This is a genomic window from Pseudoxanthomonas spadix BD-a59 (assembly GCF_000233915.3).
GTDB lineage: Bacteria > Pseudomonadota > Gammaproteobacteria > Xanthomonadales > Xanthomonadaceae > Pseudoxanthomonas_A > Pseudoxanthomonas_A spadix.
Genome location: NC_016147.2, coordinates 556,794 through 576,109, shown reverse-complemented (window position 1 = coordinate 576,109; position 19,316 = coordinate 556,794). Strand labels below are relative to the sequence as shown.

General features: G+C 70.2%; 17 protein-coding genes. 6 read left to right on the top strand and 11 right to left on the bottom strand.

Annotated elements, in window-relative coordinates; all coding sequences use genetic code 11:
* The first annotated feature begins 18 nt into the window (after positions 1-18).
* From cysI to DSC_RS02500, 3 genes are all read left to right on the top strand, one after another.
* Positions 19-1,746, top strand: coding sequence for an assimilatory sulfite reductase (NADPH) hemoprotein subunit (gene cysI, locus DSC_RS02510; RefSeq protein WP_014159547.1), 1,728 nt, complete (start codon positions 19-21; stop codon positions 1,744-1,746).
* A complete protein-coding gene (locus DSC_RS02505; RefSeq protein ID WP_014159546.1) occupies positions 1,743-2,477 on the top strand; it encodes a phosphoadenylyl-sulfate reductase in 735 nt (244 codons plus the stop codon). The genes cysI and DSC_RS02505 overlap by 4 nt, the downstream gene beginning before the upstream one ends.
* Before the next feature lie 300 nt (positions 2,478-2,777).
* Positions 2,778-4,403 carry an AMP-binding protein gene (locus tag DSC_RS02500; RefSeq protein ID WP_014159545.1) on the top strand — a complete coding sequence of 542 codons (1,626 nt, stop codon included), beginning with the start codon at positions 2,778-2,780 and terminating at the stop codon, positions 4,401-4,403.
* A 13-nt stretch (positions 4,404-4,416) separates the two neighbouring features.
* Here the strand turns inward: DSC_RS02500 and DSC_RS02495 are convergent, their stop codons facing one another.
* The 5 genes from DSC_RS02495 to DSC_RS02475 all read right to left on the bottom strand — a co-directional run bounded on the left by DSC_RS02495 (position 4,417) and on the right by DSC_RS02475 (position 9,053).
* Positions 4,417-4,782: a hypothetical protein gene (locus DSC_RS02495; protein WP_014159544.1), complete on the bottom strand. Its 366-nt coding sequence runs from the start codon at positions 4,780-4,782 to the stop codon at positions 4,417-4,419.
* 52 nt (positions 4,783-4,834) lie between these two features.
* On the bottom strand, positions 4,835-5,320 hold the full coding sequence (locus DSC_RS02490; RefSeq protein ID WP_014159543.1) for a copper chaperone PCu(A)C: 486 nt from the start codon (positions 5,318-5,320) through the stop codon (positions 4,835-4,837).
* A gap of 100 nt (positions 5,321-5,420) precedes the next feature.
* Complete coding sequence (locus DSC_RS02485; protein WP_043290343.1) at positions 5,421-7,478, bottom strand: TonB-dependent copper receptor; 2,058 nt, start codon at positions 7,476-7,478, stop codon at positions 5,421-5,423.
* A 78-nt stretch (positions 7,479-7,556) separates the two neighbouring features.
* Positions 7,557-7,988, bottom strand: coding sequence for a DUF2946 family protein (locus DSC_RS02480; RefSeq protein ID WP_238527663.1), 432 nt, complete (start codon positions 7,986-7,988; stop codon positions 7,557-7,559).
* 81 nt (positions 7,989-8,069) lie between these two features.
* Positions 8,070-9,053, bottom strand: a complete 984-nt coding sequence (locus DSC_RS02475) for a LysR family transcriptional regulator (RefSeq protein WP_014159540.1) — start codon at positions 9,051-9,053, stop codon at positions 8,070-8,072.
* A 165-nt stretch (positions 9,054-9,218) separates the two neighbouring features.
* On the opposite strand from DSC_RS02475, the gene cysG reads away from it, so the two are divergent.
* Both cysG and cysK read left to right on the top strand, forming a co-directional pair.
* Complete coding sequence (cysG, locus tag DSC_RS02470) at positions 9,219-10,670, top strand: siroheme synthase CysG (protein WP_014159539.1); 1,452 nt, start codon at positions 9,219-9,221, stop codon at positions 10,668-10,670.
* 31 nt (positions 10,671-10,701) lie between these two features.
* Positions 10,702-11,661: a cysteine synthase A gene (cysK, locus tag DSC_RS02465; protein ID WP_014159538.1), complete on the top strand. Its 960-nt coding sequence runs from the start codon at positions 10,702-10,704 to the stop codon at positions 11,659-11,661.
* A 284-nt stretch (positions 11,662-11,945) separates the two neighbouring features.
* Here the strand turns inward: cysK and DSC_RS02460 are convergent, their stop codons facing one another.
* From DSC_RS02460 to DSC_RS02440, 5 genes are all read right to left on the bottom strand, one after another.
* Positions 11,946-13,487 (bottom strand): pyruvate kinase, encoded by a 1,542-nt coding sequence (locus tag DSC_RS02460; protein ID WP_043290342.1) that lies wholly within the window; start codon positions 13,485-13,487, stop codon positions 11,946-11,948.
* A gap of 140 nt (positions 13,488-13,627) precedes the next feature.
* Positions 13,628-13,894: a hypothetical protein gene (locus DSC_RS02455; protein ID WP_014159536.1), complete on the bottom strand. Its 267-nt coding sequence runs from the start codon at positions 13,892-13,894 to the stop codon at positions 13,628-13,630.
* A gap of 69 nt (positions 13,895-13,963) precedes the next feature.
* Positions 13,964-14,545: a cysteine hydrolase family protein gene (locus tag DSC_RS02450; protein WP_014159535.1), complete on the bottom strand. Its 582-nt coding sequence runs from the start codon at positions 14,543-14,545 to the stop codon at positions 13,964-13,966.
* Positions 14,546-14,844: 299 nt separating this feature from the next.
* Positions 14,845-15,990 (bottom strand): nucleoside hydrolase, encoded by a 1,146-nt coding sequence (locus DSC_RS02445; RefSeq protein ID WP_014159534.1) that lies wholly within the window; start codon positions 15,988-15,990, stop codon positions 14,845-14,847.
* 13 nt (positions 15,991-16,003) lie between these two features.
* Complete coding sequence (locus DSC_RS02440) at positions 16,004-17,308, bottom strand: NCS2 family permease (RefSeq protein ID WP_014159533.1); 1,305 nt, start codon at positions 17,306-17,308, stop codon at positions 16,004-16,006.
* Positions 17,309-17,693: 385 nt separating this feature from the next.
* Between DSC_RS02440 and coaE the strand changes: the two genes are divergently transcribed.
* Positions 17,694-18,305 (top strand): dephospho-CoA kinase, encoded by a 612-nt coding sequence (gene coaE / locus DSC_RS02435; RefSeq protein ID WP_014159532.1) that lies wholly within the window; start codon positions 17,694-17,696, stop codon positions 18,303-18,305.
* On the opposite strand, the gene DSC_RS02430 is transcribed toward coaE, so the two are convergent.
* Positions 18,281-19,255 (bottom strand): Nudix family hydrolase, encoded by a 975-nt coding sequence (locus DSC_RS02430; RefSeq protein ID WP_014159531.1) that lies wholly within the window; start codon positions 19,253-19,255, stop codon positions 18,281-18,283. The genes coaE and DSC_RS02430 overlap by 25 nt on opposite strands.
* Between the last annotated feature and the right edge of the window lie 61 nt (positions 19,256-19,316).

Below are 19,316 nucleotides of genomic sequence, written 5' to 3'. Positions count from 1 at the left end.
CGCTGGTCGTCCCCGCCCATGAGCCACTCCGTCGAAGACATCAAGGCCCACAGCCACCGCCTGCGCGGCAGCCTGCTGGAGAGCCTGGCCGATCCGCTCACCGGCGCGCTGCGCGAGGACGACCAGACCCTGATCAAGTACCACGGCAGCTACCAGCAGGACGACCGCGACCTGCGCGATGAGCGCCGTCGGCAGAAGCTGGAGCCGGCCTACCAGTTCATGATCCGCACCCGCACCCCGGGCGGGGTGATCACCCCCGAACAGTGGCTCAAGCTGGACGCCATCGCCACCGGCTACGGCAACCATTCGCTGCGCATCACCACCCGCCAGGCGTTCCAGTTCCACGGGATCATCAAGCGCGAGCTGAAGGCGACGATGCAGGCGATCAACGCCGCGCTGATCGACACGCTGGCCGCCTGCGGCGACGTCAACCGCAACGTCCAGGTCGCGGCCAACCCGCTGCTGTCCGATGCCCACGCCACGCTGTACGCCGATGCGGCCGCCACCTCCGAGCACCTGCTGCCCAACACCCGCGCCTACTACGAGATCTGGCTGGACGAGGAGAAAGTCGCCGGCGCCGGCGAGGAACCCGAGCCGATCTACGGCGACACCTACCTGCCGCGCAAGTTCAAGATCGGCTTTGCGCTGCCGCCGATCAACGATGTCGATGTGTTCGCCAACGACCTGGGTTTCATCGGCGTGATCGAGCACGGCCAGGTGGTCGGCTACAACGTCAGCCTGGGCGGCGGCATGGGCGCCAGCCATGGCGATGCGCAAACCTATCCGCGCGTGGCCGACGTGGTCGGCTTCATCACCCGCGAGCAGCTGCTGGAGGTGGCCACCGCGGTGGTCACCACCCAGCGCGACTTCGGCAACCGCGCGGTGCGCAAGCGTGCGCGCTTCAAGTACACCATCGACGACAAGGGCCTGGACTTCATCAAGGCGCAGATCGAACAGCGCGCCGGGGTGCAGTTCCAGCCGGCGCGGCCGTTCGCCTTCGAACACAACGGCGACCGCTACGGCTGGACCCAAGGCAGCGACGGCCGCTGGCACCTGACCCTGTCGATCTGCGCCGGGCGCATCGCCGATGTCGGCGAAGCGACCCACCCCGGATCAGGTCCGGGGCAGGCTCTGACCGGCCTGCGCGAAATCGCGCGCGTGCTGGACGGGGGCGAATTCCGCATGACCTGCAACCAGAACCTGGTGATCTCCAACGTCGGCGCCGCGCAGAAATCCGTGATCGATGCGCTGGTCGCCCAGCACGGCCTGGACGCCGGCAATGCGTTGTCTTCGGCGCTGGCGCGCAAGGCCATGGCCTGCGTGGCGCTGCCGACCTGCGGCCTGGCCATGGCCGAAGCCGAGCGCTACCTGCCCGACTTCAGCAACAAACTGCAGCCGCTGCTGGAAAGGCACGCGCTGGTCGAGGCCCCGATCGTGCTGCGCATCTCCGGCTGCCCCAACGGCTGCTCGCGTCCCTACCTGGCCGAGATCGCCCTGGTCGGCAAGGCCCCGGGCCGCTACAACCTGATGCTCGGCGGCGACCATCGCGGCCAGCGCCTGAACACGCTGTACCGCGAAAACATCACCGAGGACCAGATCCTGGGCGCGCTCGATCCACTGTTCGGCCGCTACGCCGCCGAGCGTGCCGCCGACGAAGGTTTCGGCGACTTCCTGCATCGCGTCGGCGAGATCGAGCTGCCGCCCTACCCGACCCACCGCTCCATTCCTGTGGAACTGCACCCATGACCGCCCTGCCCGCCAACGACGACCTGCACGAGGCCCCACCGGCCGCCATCGACCTGGAGGCAGCCAACGCCGCACTCGAAGCCATGAGCGCGCAAGCGCGGGTCGCCTGGGCGCTTGAACATGGCCCGGCGCAGGCCGCGCTGTCGTCCAGCTTCGGCGCGCAGTCGGCGGTCGCGCTGCACCTGCTGACCCAGCAGAAACCGGACATCCCGGTGGTGCTGATCGACACCGGCTACCTGTTCCCGGAGACCTACCGCTTCGCCGATGCGCTGATCGAGCGGCTCAAGCTCAACATCAGGATCTACCGCCCGCTGGTCAGCCGCGCCTGGATGGAAGCGCGCCACGGCCGGCTGTGGGAGCAGGGCGTGGTCGGCATCGAGCACTACAACAGCCTGCGCAAGGTCGAACCGATGCGCCGTGCGCTGGAAGAGCTGGAAGTGGGCACCTGGTTCACCGGGCTGCGCCGCCAGCAGGCCACCAGCCGCGCCGGCACGCCGATCGTGCAACTGCGTGAGGGGCGCTGGAAGGTCAGCCCGATCGCCGACTGGACCGACCGCGACATCTGGCAGTACATGAAGGCCCACGACCTGCCGTATCACCCGCTGTGGGAGGAAGGCTATGTCTCGATTGGCGACTTTCACACCACCCGCCGTCTGGAACCGGGCATGCGCGAGGAAGACACGCGCTTCTTCGGGCTCAAGCGCGAGTGCGGGATCCACGAACAGTTGTAGCGGGCTGTCGCCCAGCATGTGGTGATCGAACTTCAGCATCGGCACGCCCGGCCGCACCTTGTCCTTTATCCTGCAGGCCAGTCCATCGGGCCAGACGCCGCTGCCACGGCCACCGCTCCTAGGCCCGGGACAGCCAGCGTGTGGCGGCGCGCTGGCTTGCTCATGCCTGCGGGCGGCCCTGGGCTGGTCTTTTGGTCTAGTGCGCTCCGGCGCGTGCTGCCGGCAGGCCATGGCGCGCGGCACAATCGGCCTGCCTGCCGAACGCGGTAGTGTTTGGCCATGCAACCCGGGACCCTGTGCATGAACACCGAACGCCGCGACTATTTCGAACACGTCCGCCAGCTGCCGCCCGCGCCGCCGGCCGGTCCGGTCAACGCCTGGATCGCCTGCTGTGGCGCCCACCTGGGCCAACAGCGCGAAGCATTGTGCTGGGTGGACCTGCAGCGCCAGGTGCGCCGCTACACCTTTGAACAGCTCGATGCCTGGTCGGCCCAGTTCGCGCACCTGCTGGTCGCGCGCGGGCTCAAGCCCGGCGATGTGGTCGCCGGCCTGCTGCCGCGCCGGCTGGAACTGCTGATCGTGATCCTGGGCACCTGGCGGGCCGGCTGTGTGTACCAGCCGCTGTTCACCGCCTTCGGGCCCAAGGCGCTCGAGCACCGCCTGTCTTCCAGCGGCGCCAGGCTGGTGGTGTGCTCGCCGGACCAGCGCCCGAAGCTGGACCAGGTCACCGCTGCGCCGCCGGTGCTCACCCTGGAGGGCGAAGGCGACCAGGACTTCTGGCAGGCGCTGGACGGCCTGCCCACCACCTTCGCGCCGGTGCCGCTGACCGGCGAAGACCCGTTCATGATCATGTTCACCTCCGGTACCGTCGGCGCCGCCAAGGGCCTGATGGTGCCGCTGCGCGGCCTGGAGGTGATGGCCACCTACATGCGCGAGGCGGTGGACCTGCGCGCGGACGACGTGTTCTGGAACATCGCCGATCCCGGCTGGGCCTACGGCCTGTACTACGGCGTGGTCGGGCCGCTGGCGCTGGGCCATTCGATCACCTTCCACGAAGGCCCGTTCACCGTGGACAGCTGCTATCGCACGATCGCCGAGCTGGGCGTGACCAACCTGGCCGGCGCACCCACCGCCTACCGCATGCTGATGGCTGCCGGCGAGGCCGCGGCCGCGCCGATAAAGGGCCAGCTGCGCGCGGTCAGCAGCGCCGGCGAGCCGCTCAATCCTGAAGTCATCCGCTGGTTCGACAAGACCCTGGGCACGGTGATCCACGACCACTACGGCCAGACCGAGACCGGCATGATCCTGTGCAACCACCATGGGCTGGCTCATCCGGTGCGGCTGGGCAGCGCCGGCTATCCGCTGCGCGGTTATCGGCTCGAGGTGCTGGACGAAGCCGGCCAGCCGCAGCCGGTGGGCAAGCCCGGAATGCTGGCCGTGCACATCGCCGATTCGCCGGCGCTGTTCTTCACCGGCTACCTGCAGACCGAACGCCAGCCGTTCAAGGATGGCTGGTACCTCACCGGCGACACGGTCGAGCGCAACCAGGACGGCAGCATCGCCTTCGTCGGCCGCAGCGACGATGTGATCACCTCGGCTGGCTACCGGATCGGTCCGTTCGACGTGGAAAGCTGCCTGCTGGAGCATCCCGAGGTCATCGAGGCCGCCGTGGTCGGCAAGCCCGACCCGGAACGCACGGAGGTAGTGAAGGCCTACGTGGTGCTGCGCGAAGGCGCCACCGGCAGCGACGCGCTGGCCGAGGAACTGGCGCAGTACGTGAAGAAGCGCCTGTCCGCCCACGCCTACCCGCGCGAGATCGCCTTCGTCGACGAACTGCCCAAGACCCCCAGCGGCAAGATCCAGCGGTTCCTGTTGCGCAACCAGGCCCGGGCCGAAGCCGCACGGGCGGTCCCGCCGGCGGCGTGAGGCCGCGGCGGCGTCAGGCGCCGGTTTCGGAGTCGGCCAGCGACGCTGCGACCAGCGGCAGCTTCTGCCCGCAGGACAGGCATTTGCGGTAGGGCTGGCCGTGGCGCTTGCGGCGCGGCTGCGACAGCAGGCCGCCGCAGGGGCAGCGGCCCTGTTCCACCCCACGCAGCCACAGGTACAGCCGCCAGCTGGCCAGCAGTGCCCAGACCACGCCCAGCGCGGTGCCCAGCAGGGCCAGCAGCGAGCCGGCCAGGTGCGCACCCTGCGCACCCAGCAGCCCGCGCGCATGTTCGACCGCAAACGACAGCCCCCAGCCGGCCGCCACCAGCACCGGCGCCGGTGCGTACAGCCGCGCGATCATCACCGAAATCCGCTTCATGCCCCCGCACTCCCCGTGTGCCCGTGAAAGCCGGCCCGCCGGCCCGCTGCGGCTACATCTTCGAGCCCGGCATGTCGTGGTGATGGGAAGGCGCGGCAGTGGCATCCAGCAGCAGCACCTGGAAGTCAACCACCTGCGGGGCGGCATGTTCGAAGTGCAGGATCGCGCGCACCGTCTGCCCGGCCACCAGCGGCTGGCGCGGGGCGATGAACATCAGGTGCGTGCCCGAGGGCGCCAGCGCCACCCGGGCGCCGGCCGGCAGCGCCAGGCCGTCGCCGAGCATGCGCATGCGCATCACCCCGCCCTGCAGTTCGCTGCCGTGCAGTTCGACCCGTTCGGCCGCCTCGCTGCTGACCGACAGCAGCCGGTCGGCCTGGGTGCCGGTGTTGACCAGGGTCAGGTAACCGGCCGCGGTGGGCGCGTGCGGCGGGCTGGCGCGCATCCACGCCTGCTGCACCTGCACGGTGGGCGCCGGCGTGGCCGCATGCGCGAACAGGGCCAGCGACAGCAGCGCGGCGATACACAAGGTCTTCAGCATGGCGTGATCCTCTTTCCCAAAAGTGCAGTGGCGGATGGCGCCGGGGTACAGCAAAACGGTATACACGTCGCGCGCGTCGCAGGCCCTCGGCGCGCGGCCTTCAGAAATGCACATCGGCCTTGAGCCAGAGCGTGCGGCCGGGTTCGTTGATCCGCACCGGATCGGCCGGGAAGCCGAAGTCGGCGCTGCCGGCCAGGTTGAGATGTTCGCTGTAGGCGCGATCGAACAGGTTGTCCACGCCCGCGGTGAACTGCAGCGCGTCGCTGGCGCGGTAGCCGGCATTGAGCGCCAGCGTGGCAAACCCCGCGCTGGGTCCCAGGTCGCGGCCGACCACGTTGCCCTGGTCGATCGCCACCCGGCCCTGGCCTGCGACCGCGCGCAGCAGCAGGCCGGCCGACCAGCGCTGCCCCTGCCAGCTGGCCGTCAAGCGCGCGTCCAGCGGCGGCATCTGCGCCAGCGCGGTGCGGTCGGTGCGGTTCTGGCCCCAGGCATGGGCCAGGGTGCCGCCGAGCTTCCAGCCGTCGGCGGGCCGCCAGTCCAGGCCAGCTTCGCCCCCGGCGATGCGGGCATCGACATTGCGCACGGTGGTGGTCGTGCCCATCATCCCGCCGGCGTGGTAGTCGAACAGGATGTAATCGGCGACATGGCCGGCGTAGGCCGACAGCCACGCATCGAGCCGGTCGCCGTGATGCTGCAGGCCCAGGTCCAGCTGCGTGGTCCGCTCCGGACGCACGCCTTCGAAGGCGTTGACCGCTCCGCGCGGGCCTTTGTCGGCGGAGAGCAGCTCCCAGTAGTCCGGCATGCGGCTGGCATGGCCGAGCCCTGCATACCAGGTCAGGCCGCCGGCCAGCGTGCGCTCGTGGCGCAGGAAACCGCTGCCCAGGTCCTGGCGGCGCGTGCGGCCGGCGGTCGGATTGGGCCTGGCGATCATGCCGGCGCTGGCGCGTTCGTCCTTGGCCTGGGCACGGTCGATACGCAGCCCACCGATCCAGCGACTGGCCGTCTGCGCGCCCAGGGTGAGCTCGGTGAAGGCGCCCAGGTTGCGCGTGCGCGCATCGACCCTCCATGGCAGGGTCGCGTACGTCCCGCGGCCGGCGCCGTTGCGCTCGCGGTGGCGGCTGTGCTGCGCGTCCAGGCCGGCGACAATGGCGATTTCGGCCCAGCGCCACTGCGCCGCGACCCGGCCGCCGGTGGTGTGCCGGTCGACATTGGACGCCATCGCCATCGGCATGGACGAACCGGGATTGGGCGTGCGCAGCGAGTAGTTGTCCATCACGTGGTCGGCATCGTTGTCGTAGGCACTGGCGCTGATCGAGTCCCATGCCCCTGGCAGGTTGTTTTTCTCCAGGCGCGCGCCGAAGCTGGTGCGGCGGAACTGCGCCCCATCCATGCTGCGCCCGGCGTAACGCGCCAGCGCATCGCCGGTGCCGGCCGAGACTTCCAGCACGGTGTCGGCATCGGGCGTCCAGCCCAGCGCGGCATCGCCGTTCCACTTGCGCCAGCGCGAGGGCACCACCATGCCGTTGCCATCGGTGTAGTCGTCCGACTCGGAGCGGTTGCCGGTGGCGCGCAGGTAGCCGATGCGGTTGCCGGCGGTGGCTTCGATGGTCTGGTCATTGCGATCGTTCGAACCGGCCAACGCGCTGGCATGGCCCTCCAGGGTCGGCACGTCGAAGTGCGGGGTGTCACGCTCGAAGCGCACCGTGCCGGCCGAGGCACCCGGCCCCCACTGCACCGATTGCGGGCCCTTGATGATGGTCAACCGGTCGAAGGTCTCCGGCGCGATGTAGGACAGCGGGTTGTCCATCCGCGCCGGGCACGCGCCGATCAGTGTGCCCTCGTTGCTGAGCACGTTCAGGCGCGAGCCGAACATGCCGCGCAGCACCGGATCGCCGTTGGTGCCGCCATTGCGGATGGCCGCGAACCCCGGCACGGTCTTCAGGTAGTCGGCGCCATCGCTGGCCGGCACCGGCTGGCGTGGCAGGCGCGGATCGGTGACCCAGGTCAGCGGCGTGGACGGCGCGGTGGCGGTGACCACCAGCGTGTCCAGGGTCTTGGCCTGGTCGTCAGGATCGACCTCGGCCCACGCCTGGACGGGAATGATGAACACACAACAGCACAGCACCGCCCGAATGGACGGCCAGCAAGGGGATTTCATGGAGAACGCTCCGGCAAACACGCAGGGCGCACCGGCAGGCGTCAGGTGCGCGCCGGGCGGATCAGGTCGGTGGTGTCGTCAGGCGTGGCGCGGCGGGCCGCGGGCGGCGTGGGCCGGCCAGGCGATCGCCAGGCGCGGCAGGGCGCGATGGACGGGCCGCAATGCAGGCGCGGCCTGCAGCAGCGGCAGCAACAGCAGCGCCAGCCCCAACGGCAGCAGGCGCGCGGCCAGCAGGCAGTAATCGCAGGCCATGCCGTCGTGGTGATCGGCGGGCATGCCACCGGCGTCGCCGTGTTCCATGCCGGCCATGCCCATCGCCATGCCCGTGGCGTGGCCGGCGTGCGACATCGCAGGTCCGGCCGGACCCAGCTGGACCAGCTGCATGCCGCCGCTGGTGCACAGCGCGGCCAACTGGTGCAGCGGGCCGGCATCCTGATACGACTGCACCCAGCGGCTCAGCACCGGCGCCACGGCCATCAGCAGCGCGCCCATCAGGGCGAGCTGGTGCATGGTCTGCAGGAAGGGGCGGTGGCGCAGCACGGCGCGCAGTCTAGAGCATGGTCCAACCTGCCGCATCCGCAGCGCGCGATGTCAGTTGGTGATGGTCTGGGTCAGCGCTTCCCAGGTCGGCGGCGGCGGCCAGTCCGGCTCGCGGTTGCCATCCATCACCTGGCGCAGATCGCGCTTGTCGATCTGCGGGGCCAGCACGTTGACCAGGTCCAGCGCGTAGTCGCGCAGCACCCGCTCGCGCGGCAGCACCGCCCAGGCGATGCATTCGGAGATCTCCTTGGGCGCCGGCCAGGCGCGCAGGTCCTCATCGCTGGCGCCGAGCGCCATTTCGGCCAGCAGGCCCACGCCCATGCCGGTGCGCACGTAGGTCTTGATCAGGTCCGCGTCCAGCGCGGTCAGGGCGATGTTGGGTTCCAGCCCGGCCTGACTGAAGGCGCGCTGCAGCGATGACCCCGGGCGGGTGGAGGATTCATAGCTGATCAGCGGCGCGGCGGCCAGGGCCGCCAGAGCGGGCGCTGCGCCCTTGCGGTCCAGGGCATGGCCGCGCGGCACCACCACCATCCGCCGCCAGCGGTACAGCGGCACCGCCAGGCCGGCGGCGGGGGTGTCGCCGGAGGTGCTGATCACGGCCATGTCGGCCTCACCCTGGCCCAACAGGTCCAGCGCGTCGCTCTCGTCGGCCTGCTGCAGGTGCACGCTGACCGCCGGATAGGCGCGCTTGATCTGCGCCACCGCGTGCGGCAGCACGAAGCGCGCCTGGGTGTGGGTGGTGGCCAGCACCAGCTGGCCCTGGCTTTCGCGGCGCTGGTTGGCGGCGTAGGTGCGGATGTTGTTGGCCTCAGCCAGCAACGCGCGGGCACGTTTGATGACTTCCACGCCGGCCGGGGTCACCGCATCCAGGCTGCGGCCCTTGCGCACGAACAGCAGGAAGCCCAGCTCGTCCTCCAGCTGCTTGAGCTGCTTGGACAGCCCCGGCTGGGTGGCGTGCACGCGCCCGGCGGCCAGGGTGATGTTGAAGTCGGCATCGGCGATGGCGACCAGATAGCGCAGCTGGGTCAGGGTCATTGGCAGAGTCGCTGGCAGGCCCGGGGCAGACTTATGGAGAAAAGGAATGTACGTCCTCCCGCACCCCGCGCTTATAACTTAGGGTTATTTGAACGCAGCGGCAAGTCATTTCCGATGGTCATAAGCGGCGCGTAGGGTCGTGACCCTCTCCTGCCGGACCGCCCCGTGAGCGCTGCCCTGTTCCCCCTGTTCGCCGACCTGCGTGGCCGTGCCGTGCGCGTGGTCGGCGGCGGCGCGGTGGCCGAACGCAAGGTCGAGGCCCTGCTGCATGCCGGCGCCCTGCCGCGTGTCGGCGCGCCGGCGCTGAGCGCGCGCCTGGCCCGCTGGGCTGACGAAGGCCGGATCAGCTGGGATGCCGGATTTTTCGTCCCGCAATGGCTGGACGGGGTCTGGCTGGTGATTGCCGCCACCGACGATAACGCAGTCAACCGCGCCGTCGCCGCCGAGGCCGACAGCCGCCGGCTGCTGGCCAACGTGGTCGATGATGCCGCGCTGTCCAGCTTCCAGGTGCCGGCCATCGTCGAACGCGGCCAGCTGCAGATCGCCATTTCCAGCGGCGGCCATGCGCCGATGGTCGCGCGCCACCTGCGGCGCCGGCTGGAAGCCCTGCTGGACGATTCCTGGGGCGCGCTGGTCGGCCTGCTCGGTCGCCAGCGCGCGCGCATCCGCGCGCGGTTCCCCGAGATGGGCCAGCGCCGCCGCTTCTTCGAACAGCTGCTGGCCGGGGCGGTGCCGCGCCTGCTGCGCCAGCGCCAGGACCAGGCTGCCGAAGCCGAACTGCAGCGCGCGCTTTCGCTCGGCCCCCAGGCCGCGGCCGCCGGTACCGTCACCCTGGTCGGCGCAGGCCCCGGCGATCCCGGCCTGCTCACGCTCAACGCGCTGCGGGCGATGAACCAGGCCGACGTGATCCTGCACGACCGTCTGGTCAGCGCCGAGGTGCTGGCGATGGCCCGCCGCGACGCCACCCGCATCGAGGTCGGCAAGTCCGCCCAGGGCCACAGCACCCGCCAGCAGGACATCCACGCGCTGATGCTCGAGCACGCCCGCGCCGGCAAGCGGGTGGTGCGGCTCAAGGGCGGCGACCCGTTCGTGTTCGGCCGTGGCGGCGAGGAGCTGGAAATGCTCAAGGCCCACGGCATCGCCTTCGAGGTCGTGCCCGGCATCACCGCGGCGCTGGCGTGCGCGGCCTACTCGGGCATTCCGCTCACCCACCGCGACCATGCGCAGGGCCTGCGCCTGGTCACCGCGCACTGCAAGGACTCGATGGACACCCTGGACTGGCAAGCCCTGGCCCAGGAGCGCCAGACCCTGGCCGTGTACATGGGCGTGGCCTCGCTGGAAACCTTCCGCGACCAGCTCATCGCCCACGGCCGCGCCGCGCACACGCCCTTCGCCCTGGTGGAAAACGGCGCCCGACGCGAGCAGCGCGTCATCACCGGCACCCTGGCCGACCTGGCCGAAATCGCGCACCACTTTGAAGTGCGCTCGCCGGCCCTGCTGATCGTGGGCGAAGTGGCCGCGCTGGCCCATGCGCTGCACTGGTATGGCGCCGCACCGCTGGCCGCACCCACACGCCCATCCAACGTCACCGCGCCTAACCTGTCGCGCGCCGCCTGATCCAACGCTTCGCAACGGAGACCTTGTTCGCATGGCTATCTACGACAACATCCTGGACACCATCGGCCACACCCCGGTGGTCAGGCTCAACCGCATCGCCCCTGCGCACACCACCGTGTATGCCAAGGTCGAGTCGTTCAATCCCGGCGGCTCGGTCAAGGACCGCCTGGCGCTGGCCATCATCCTGGATGCCGAGGCGCGCGGGCTGCTCAAGCCCGGCGACACCGTGGTCGAAGCGACCTCGGGCAACACCGGCGTGGCGCTGGCGATGGTCTGCGCCGCGCGCGGCTACAGGTTCGTGGCGACCATGGTGGAAACCTTCTCCATCGAACGCCGCAAGCTGATGCGCGCCTATGGCGCCAAGGTGATCCTGACCCCGGCTGCCGAGCGCGGCAGCGGGATGGTGCGCAAGGCCAGGGAGCTGGCCGAGCAGCATGGCTGGTTCCTGGCCAACCAGTTTGCCAACCCGGCCAACCCGGCCTATCACCGCAACACCACCGCACCGGAGATCCTGCGCGACTTCGCCGGCAAGCGGCTGGATTTCTTCGTCACCGGCTGGGGCACCGGCGGCACCCTGACCGGTGTGGGCGAAGTGCTGAAAGTGGCGCGCCCGGAAACCAGGATCATCGCCACCGAGCCGGCGGGCGCGGCGCTGCTCAAGGGCGATGAGTGGAAGCCGCACAAGATCCAGGGCTGGACCCCGGATTTCATCCCGGAGGTCTTGAACCGCCAGGTCTACGACGAGCTGTTCACCATCGACGACACCCGCGCCATCGAGACCTCGCGCAGGCTGGCCGCCGAGGAAGGCATCTTCGTCGGCATCTCCGCCGGCGCCACCGTGGCCACCGCCCTGGACGTGGCCGAAAGGGCCGTGCCCGGCTCGGTCATCCTGGCGATGCTGCCCGACACCGGCGAGCGCTACTTCTCCACCCCGCTGTTTGCCGACATCAACGAAGGCAGCGACGACGACTGGCTGGCCGGCCTGCCGTAGGAGCCTGTCGGACTTTGGCCGGCCGGGCTGCAAATCCGGCTGTGCGGTCCATATTTCCGTCGCTTCTTGCCCCATAGAACCACTATGGGGCGGCGAATCGGCGAAAATCTGTTCTCGCGCAGCCGAATTTTCGCCTCGACCGCCAAAGCCCGACAGCCTCCTAGGCGCGCGCTGCAACGCCCGCCGTCCAGCACACCCGGGCCGCGCACTGCGGCCCGGGTTCCGTTTTGGGGGCAAGGCCACACCGATCCAGAGCGAGCGCCCGCGCCCGGGGCAGTGCGCTGTCAGGCGTGCGCGCCTGCCGAATCGCCGGCGCCCGGCACCGGGCCCACCGACGTGTCCCAGCTGCGCAGCGCGCGCAGCTTGGGCGTCTTCTTGGACTGGTTCTCGGCCATGCGCGTGAGCAGGCGGTCCAGGGCCGCCACGGCCTCGGCGACGTAGGGGCCCTTGTTGAGCATCACGCATTCGGCACGGGCGGACATCGCCGCGTCGGTCATGTCGCCGCGGGTCGGCAGGCCCTTCTTGACCAGGCTTTCCAGCACCTGGGTCGCCCAGATCACCGGCACGTGCGCGGCCTCGCACAGCCACAGCAGTTCTTCCTGCATCTCGGCCAGGCGCTCGAAGCCGATTTCCACCGCCAGGTCGCCGCGCGCGATCATCACCCCGAAGGGCTGGTTGGAGGCGGCCTGGACGATGATCTCGGGCAGGTTGTGGACCGCCCGCTGGGTCTCGATCTTGGCGATCAGGCCGATCCGCTGCCAGTCCTGCGGCCGCCGCGCCGCCAGCTCCTGCTGCAGCAGGCGCACGTCGGCGGCGCTGTGGACGAAGGAATAGCCGATCATGTCGACCTCGCGCGCGATGAAATCCAGGCTGCGGTGATCCTGGTCGGTCAGCGCCAGCAGACCCAGGTCGGTCGAGGGAAAATTCAGGCCCTTCTGCGGTTTGAGCTTGAAGCCCTTGGGACCTGTGTGGGTGGCCTGGATGATGACGCCTTCATGCGCGCACCGCTCGACCCGGGCGGCGAGCTTGCCGTCGTCGATGAACACCGGATCGCCCACGGCCAGGCGCTGGACGATGCTGGCCGGTTCGCATTCGGCCTGCCAGGGATGGTCTGTTGGATCGGCGAATCCGCCGGCGGTGAGCAGGATCTGATCGCCCTCATGGATCCGGCCCTGGTGCCCGGCGCCCTGGACCTGCCCGGTGCGCACCTTCGGGCCACCCAGGTCGGCCAGGATCCGGGCGCGGCAGCCGGTGGCCTTTTCCGCCGCGCGCAGGTTGGCGATCATCGCCGCCCAGACCGAGGGCCCGTCGTGGGCGCAATTGATCCGCACCACGTTGGTCCCGTTGCGCAGCAGGGTGGCCAGCAGGGCCGGATCGTCGGCCGCTTCGGTCGGCAGGGTCACCATGATCCGCGCCGTCCGCGTGCCTTGCGCCACCGGGCCGAACAATTCCTCCATGTTGGCGCGCAGCAGGCGCTCGCCGCGGAAGAAGGCGTGCGGCCTCGGGTAATGCGTGCGCGGGCCCCCGGCCAGGGCCGACAGGGCACCGATCACCGCGTCGAGGTTGGCCAGCACCCGCCCTTCCGAGCGGCCCAGCGAGGACAGTCCGTAGGGCATCAGGTCGGTCTGCAGGGCGCGCAGGTCGCGTCGCCGCAGCGCCAGGTACTGGGCAAAGTTCAAGGCGCTGACCCGGAACCTGCGCCGGCCGTGGCCGATGTCCCAGCGCTGCCACAGCGTGCGTCCCTCGGCGGCGACGGCGTGGCGCACCTGGTGCAGCTCGGCGAGGAGTTCGGCGGCGGGGCGGAGGGTTTCGACGGGCTGGGTCATGGCGCCATGGGTCTGCATGGTCTGGTCAACACAGGCTGACCTGAGTATCACAGTCCGGTGACGTCGCCGTGTCGTGGTTTCGTTACCCAGGGCGCTTCAGACCGAACCCTGCCCCGCGTGTCAGGCCGCTTCCCCCAAGATCAGCGACCGCGCCTTTCGCGCAAAACCAGCACGATCTGGCCAATGACGGCGGTGAGCAGGATCAGCGCATTGGTGACGATGAAGACCCAGTTGCCGAGCAGCGCGCTGTAGGTGAGGAAGCCCACCGAGGACAGGGATTGGCCGATGAACAGCCAGTGCGAGACGGCCTTGGCGTTCGGCGCCTTGAGCTGGGTATGAATCTGGTGGGCCAACGTGCAAATCAGCAGGGCCGACGCCAGCCAGCCGATGCTGTCTTCAAGGGTCATCTTCAATATCCGACAGGCTGGCACTGACCAACGGATCAGCGCGCGGTTGCGGGGGGAAAGCTGCAGGATTCACGATCCTGACACGCACTGGCGGGACTGCGCGCTTTCCCGAACGCCGCCACCGGGCCCGCGCCAGGGCCTGGTGTCGAGCTTGAAGGAGTGGCGCAGCAGCAGCAGCGCGGCGGCCCGTTTCTCCTCGGACTCCGAGGCGACCACGTCCGCCGGAACCCGCACCGCAAAGCCGCGCATGGAAGCATCGACCGCCGAGGCCAGCACGCACAGGTCGGCGGCGACCCCCGCCACCCAGACCTCATCGGGAGCCAGCGCCCTGAGGCGCTGGCCAAGGGAGGTTTCGAAAAACGCCGAGTGCTGCGGCTTGTTCACCAGCTCGGCGCCCGCGGGGATCGGCAGGTGCCCGGCAATGGCCGCCGAGGCGCCGCCGCGTTCGAGCATGGCCTGCTTGAGCGAGGACAGGCTGGCCGAGACCGGGCCAAGGTCATCGTTGGCATAGAACACCGCGCCGCCTTCGCCGGCCACCTGGCTGACCAGCGCAGCCAGCGGTTCGGCGATGGCCACCGCCCGCGGCGCAAGACACTCGGCGCCGGGAAAATCCAGGCGATTGAACATGTCGATGACCAACAACGCCTTCATCGTCTTCTCCTTGGATACCACCTGATGCCCGGCTCTGGCGGCTCGATGCGCCCCAGGTCGCCGCTCGCGCGCCAGCAGCGTCGGCGCGGCCGCCTGCCGTGGGCGATGCCCTGGCCGGCGCCTTCAAACAAAGCAATGGCCGAGGCCTTTTCCACACCACCACGTGATTTGCATCGGGGCGGCTATTTGAGAGCGGCTGCCGTCGAGTTACTGTGTAGGTGGACCGCATCCTTGCAAAGCGGCCGGCGTCGGCCGTGGCGGGTCGGCGATGTTCCGGATCCCACCTTGCCAAACGCGGCTCACGGCACCGGCACGCCCAGCGCAGGGGGCTGCGGACGGGTCAGCAGCTGCGACATCAGCGCCTCAAAGCGCGGCACGTCGACCTGGCGCACCACGGTCTGAGGCTGCTCGCCCAGGCCCGGGGCATAGGGCCGGTCCCAGGAGAGGATGTCGCCGTAGCCGGGGCCGAATTCGGTGTTGACATCGACCAGCAGCTGGTCCGATGCGCTGATCAGCGACGGCTCCAGCCACACCGCCACGGCCAGCTCGTCCCACAGCGGAAAGCCGGTCTGGCGCGAGGCCAACGCCCTGGCGATCGGTGTGTCGCTCGCGCGCATCTTCGCCAGCAGCGCGGGAGTGAGCTCGGTGGCGGTGGACGGATCGACCGGCACCATCACGATCTTCTTCCAGGGCGCGCGCATGACGATGCTGGCGGCCTCCGGGTCGAAGAAGATGTTGAATTCGCGCCGCGGCGTGTTGACGAACTCACGCGCGAACTGGCGCGCGGCATCGCTGTCGCGGGTCTGCCGCGGCGCCAGGCTGCCGCCCATGTAGACCAGTTCCCTGGCCAATGCGGCGAACTGCGGGTCCAGCCGCTGGGCCAGGGCCAGGTTGGTCAGCGGGCCGGTCGCGATGATGCTCACCTGGCCCGGATGGGCATGGACCATGCGGATCATGAAGGTCGCGGCCAGCTCGCCGGAGGCCTTGACCACGCTCGGGTTGCCCAGCTTGAGCTGGGGCACGACTTCGGGACCGTGGTACTGGGGTTCGGCCTGGAAGGTGTCCTGGACCCAGTGCTTCATCCACGCCCCCTTCCACACCAGCTTGCCGTACAGCGCTTCCCAGCGTTCGGTGGCCGCCTCGGTGTTGACCAGCGGATGGACGGCGCCGGGCACGGCGGGGACTTGCCGATGGCCGGTGATTTCCAGCATCCGCCGCGCATGGGCGGTGGCCTCGGTGGCCCAGGCGTTGCCACTGACCGTGGTCAGTCCCAGGACCTGCACGTCCGGCGCCTGCAGCGCCATCACCTGGGCCGGCGCAAAGCCGTCCAGGTCGTCGTCCAGGATCACCAGCCTTTTTCCCGCCGCCGCTGCCGGCAGCGTGCCGATGACCAGCAGCAGCCAGGCGGCGGCCTTGCGCAGGTGGATCGAAGTGCGGGCACACATCGAGCCTGCGCCCCTACAGCGCATGACGCAGGACGAACAGCGCGGTCACCACCCAGGTGGCCGCGTGCACGCCGCGCCAGCGGCCGGTGCCCAGCTTGAGCAGCGCATGGCTGACAAAGCCCAGGGCCAGGCCGTTGGCGATCGAATAGGTGAAGGGCATGCCCAGCGCGGCCAGGCAGGCCGGCATCGCCTCGGTGACATCGCCCCACTCCAGCTGGACCAGTTCGCGCAGCATCAGCCCGGCCACGTAGATCAGCGCCGGCGCGGTCGCATACGCGGGCACCATCGCGGCCAGCGGCGAGAACAACAGCGCCAGCAGGAACAGCGCCGCCACGGTCAGCGCGGTCAGTCCGGTGCGGCCGCCGGCCTGCACGCCCGCGGCGCTTTCCACATACGCGGTGGTGCTGGAAGTGCCCAGCAGCGAACCGGCCAGCACCGCGCTGCTGTCGGCCAGCAGCGCACGGTCGAACTGCACGCGCTGCTCGGGCCTGGCCAGCAGCCCGGCGCGCTGGGCCACGCCGGCCAGGGTGCCGGTGGCATCGAACATCTCCACCAGCAGGAACACCAGCAGCACGTGCAGCAGTGCCATTGCTCCGCCGTGCTGGGTCAGGGCGCCGACGATGTCGAGCTTGAGCAAGGTCGGCGCCAGGCTGGGCGGCCACGCCATCAGGCCGGCGTAGTGCACCTTGCCCAGCAGCAGGCCGGCCGCGGTCACGGCCAGGATCCCGATCAGGATCGCGCCGCGCACGCGCCATGCATCCAGGACCCCGATCAGCGCCAGCCCGGCCAGCGCCAGCAGCGGTTCGGCCGCATGCAGATCGCCCAGCGTGACCAGCGTGGCCGGACTGGCCACCACCAGCCCGGCGGCCTGCAGGCCGATGAACGCCAGGAACAGCCCGATCCCCGCGGCGATGCCGCTGCGCAGCGACTGCGGGATGCCATCGACCAGCCAGCGCCGCGCGCCAGTCAGGGTCAGCAGCACGAACGCGCAGCCGGACAGGAACACCAGCCCCAGTGCCTGCGGCCACGGGTAGCCCATCACCCCGACCACGGAGAAGGCGAAGAACGCATTCAGGCCCATGCCCGGCGCCAGCCCGATCGGCCAGTTGGCCAGCACCCCCATCAGCGCCGAGCCCAGTGCCGCGGCCAGACAGGTCGCCACGAACACCGCGCCCCTGTCCATGCCCGCGGCGGCCAGGATGTCCGGGTTGACCAGCACGATGTAGGCCATCGTCAGGAAGGTGGTGACCCCGGCCAGCAGCTCGATGCGGACCGAGGTGCCGTGTTCGGCCAGTCGAAAACCCGGCCAGCCGGTCATCGCGCCAGGACCCGTCCTTGCGAGGGGATCGGCTCGGCAAATCCAGCGACGTGGTGGCAGGCGGGCGGTGGCAGGGGCATGGGCGATCCGAAAGCGGGCCAAACGACAGGGGCAAGCCGGCGCCAGCCGGTCCGGCCATGGCCTTGAGGACAGGTTCGCCCCACCCGCGCGCGGCGTCGGACCGGCTGCCAATGCTGCGCAGCGACAGCTGGTTTTCACACGGAAGCCGCGGTTTTGCAAGACCGGCCTGGTTTCACCATGTCGCGATGCCGGCTGGCGAAAAACGCCCGCGCCAGGCTGGTCCCGGCCCACCGCCTGAAAAACGCATGCACAGGCGGCTGCCCGCCGGCTGTCGCGGCAGGTGCGCCAGGTCGATAATGCCGGCATGAGCCAGACCCTGATCGGCATGACCGGCGGCATCGCCTCGGGCAAGAGCGCCCTGGAAAGCGCCTTCACCGCGCTGGGCATCTTCGTGGCCGATGCCGACCGCATCGCGCGCGCGGTGGTCGAACCCGGCCAACCGGCGCTGGCGGCGATCGTGCAGACCTTTGGCGCGCAGGTGCTCGATGGGGACGGCCGGTTGGACCGCGCGGCCATGCGCCGGCGCGTCTTCGACGATGCCGATGCGCGCCGTGCACTGGAAGCCATCGTCCATCCGGCCGTGCACGCCACCCTGGAGCGGCAGTGCCGCGATGCCAGCGGCCCGTATGCGGTGGCGATGATCCCGCTGCTGGCCGAAGGCGGCGGGCGCGAGCGCTATCCCTGGATGCAGCGCATCATCGTGGTCACCGCACCGCTGGAGCTGCGCATGGCACGGCTGCTGCGCCGCGACGGCATCGATGCAGCCCTGGCCCAGCGGATGATCGATGCCCAGGCCAGCGACGCGGCGCGACTGGCCATTGCCGACGACATCGTGCGCAACGATGGCAGCCTGGAAGACATCGCCCAGGCGGTGGCCGAACTGGACGCGCGCTACCGGCTGCTGGCCGCCGCGTAGGGCCACAGGCCGCGGATCGCGGCGATGCCCTGGGCGCCGTGCTGGCGTGCCTCGGCAAGATCGGCGATGCCCAATCCGCCGGTGGCGTAGATCGGCAGGCTCACCTGTTCGCGCAGGCGGGCGAAGGTCTCCCAGCCCATCGGCGGCTGCTCGGGATGGGCCGCAGTGGCGCGCACATCGCCGAGGGTGACGAAATCGCAGCCCAGCTCTTCGGCCCGGCGCAGCTGTTCCAGCGAATGGCAGGACGCGGCGAACGCCGTGCCCGGCAGCAGCGGCTTGGTCGACAGGCGCTCGAGCTGATCGCCGCGCACGTGCAGGCCGGCACCGAGTTCGCGCGCCAGCTTGGCGGTGCTGTTGACCAGCACCTGGACGCCGGCCTTGTGGCACAGGGCCACGGCCTGGGCCGCCAGTGCCGGCCAGGCCGGATCGCCGTCCAGGTTGCGCGCGCGCAGCTGCACCCGGCGCACGCCATCGGCCAGGGCCGCGGCGACGCCAACCAGCCAGGCGGCATGGTCGGCGCCGGGTTCGGGCGTGACCAGGTAGCGGTCCGGCTGCTGCAGCACGGCCACCACCGGCTTGTCGGCGTCGGGCATCGGGTAGCGGCCGAGCTTGTCCTGTTCCACCCAGGCCAGCGCCTGGCCTTCCATGCCGCGCGGCACGCCCTTCCAGGCGGTCACCCGGCGGATGTCCAGCAGCAACCGCTTGTCCGGATACAGGTGCGGCACGCGCATGATCGGCGCGCCGACCTGCACGGTGATGCCCAGTTCTTCCTGCAGCTCGCGCACCAGCGTCTGTTCCGGTGCTTCGCCCGGCTCGCGCTTGCCGCCGGGAAATTCCCACAGCCCGGCCAGATCGCGCCCGTCGCCGCGCCGGGCCAGCAGCACGCGCCCACGCGCATCGGTGATGACGGCGGCGACGACGTGGATGAAGCGGAGCGATGCGGAATCCATGGCGGGCTTTGCGGACGATGGGGGGAGCGATCGGCCAGCCCGGCACGCGCCATCACCGCAC

Bases quoted from the DNA above. Each gene is read 5' to 3' on its own strand.
- DSC_RS02505 (WP_014159546.1), top strand. From the start codon at position 1,743: ATGACCGCCCTGCCCGCCAACGACGACCTGCACGAGGCCCCACCGGCC.
- cysK (WP_014159538.1), top strand. From the start codon at position 10,702: ATGGCTATCTACGACAACATCCTGGACACCATCGGCCACACCCCGGTG.
- DSC_RS02490 (WP_014159543.1), bottom strand. From the start codon at position 5,320: ATGCTGAAGACCTTGTGTATCGCCGCGCTGCTGTCGCTGGCCCTGTTC.
- DSC_RS02480 (WP_238527663.1), bottom strand. From the start codon at position 7,988: ATGCACCAGCTCGCCCTGATGGGCGCGCTGCTGATGGCCGTGGCGCCG.
- DSC_RS02495 (WP_014159544.1), bottom strand. From the start codon at position 4,782: ATGAAGCGGATTTCGGTGATGATCGCGCGGCTGTACGCACCGGCGCCG.
- DSC_RS02445 (WP_014159534.1), bottom strand. From the start codon at position 15,990: ATGTGTGCCCGCACTTCGATCCACCTGCGCAAGGCCGCCGCCTGGCTG.
- coaE (WP_014159532.1), top strand. From the start codon at position 17,694: ATGAGCCAGACCCTGATCGGCATGACCGGCGGCATCGCCTCGGGCAAG.
- DSC_RS02460 (WP_043290342.1), bottom strand. From the start codon at position 13,487: ATGACCCAGCCCGTCGAAACCCTCCGCCCCGCCGCCGAACTCCTCGCC.
- DSC_RS02455 (WP_014159536.1), bottom strand. From the start codon at position 13,894: ATGACCCTTGAAGACAGCATCGGCTGGCTGGCGTCGGCCCTGCTGATT.
- DSC_RS02485 (WP_043290343.1), bottom strand. From the start codon at position 7,478: ATGAAATCCCCTTGCTGGCCGTCCATTCGGGCGGTGCTGTGCTGTTGT.
- DSC_RS02500 (WP_014159545.1), top strand. From the start codon at position 2,778: ATGAACACCGAACGCCGCGACTATTTCGAACACGTCCGCCAGCTGCCG.
- DSC_RS02430 (WP_014159531.1), bottom strand. From the start codon at position 19,255: ATGGATTCCGCATCGCTCCGCTTCATCCACGTCGTCGCCGCCGTCATC.
- cysI (WP_014159547.1), top strand. From the start codon at position 19: ATGAGCCACTCCGTCGAAGACATCAAGGCCCACAGCCACCGCCTGCGC.
- DSC_RS02475 (WP_014159540.1), bottom strand. From the start codon at position 9,053: ATGACCCTGACCCAGCTGCGCTATCTGGTCGCCATCGCCGATGCCGAC.
- DSC_RS02440 (WP_014159533.1), bottom strand. From the start codon at position 17,308: ATGACCGGCTGGCCGGGTTTTCGACTGGCCGAACACGGCACCTCGGTC.
- DSC_RS02450 (WP_014159535.1), bottom strand. From the start codon at position 14,545: ATGAAGGCGTTGTTGGTCATCGACATGTTCAATCGCCTGGATTTTCCC.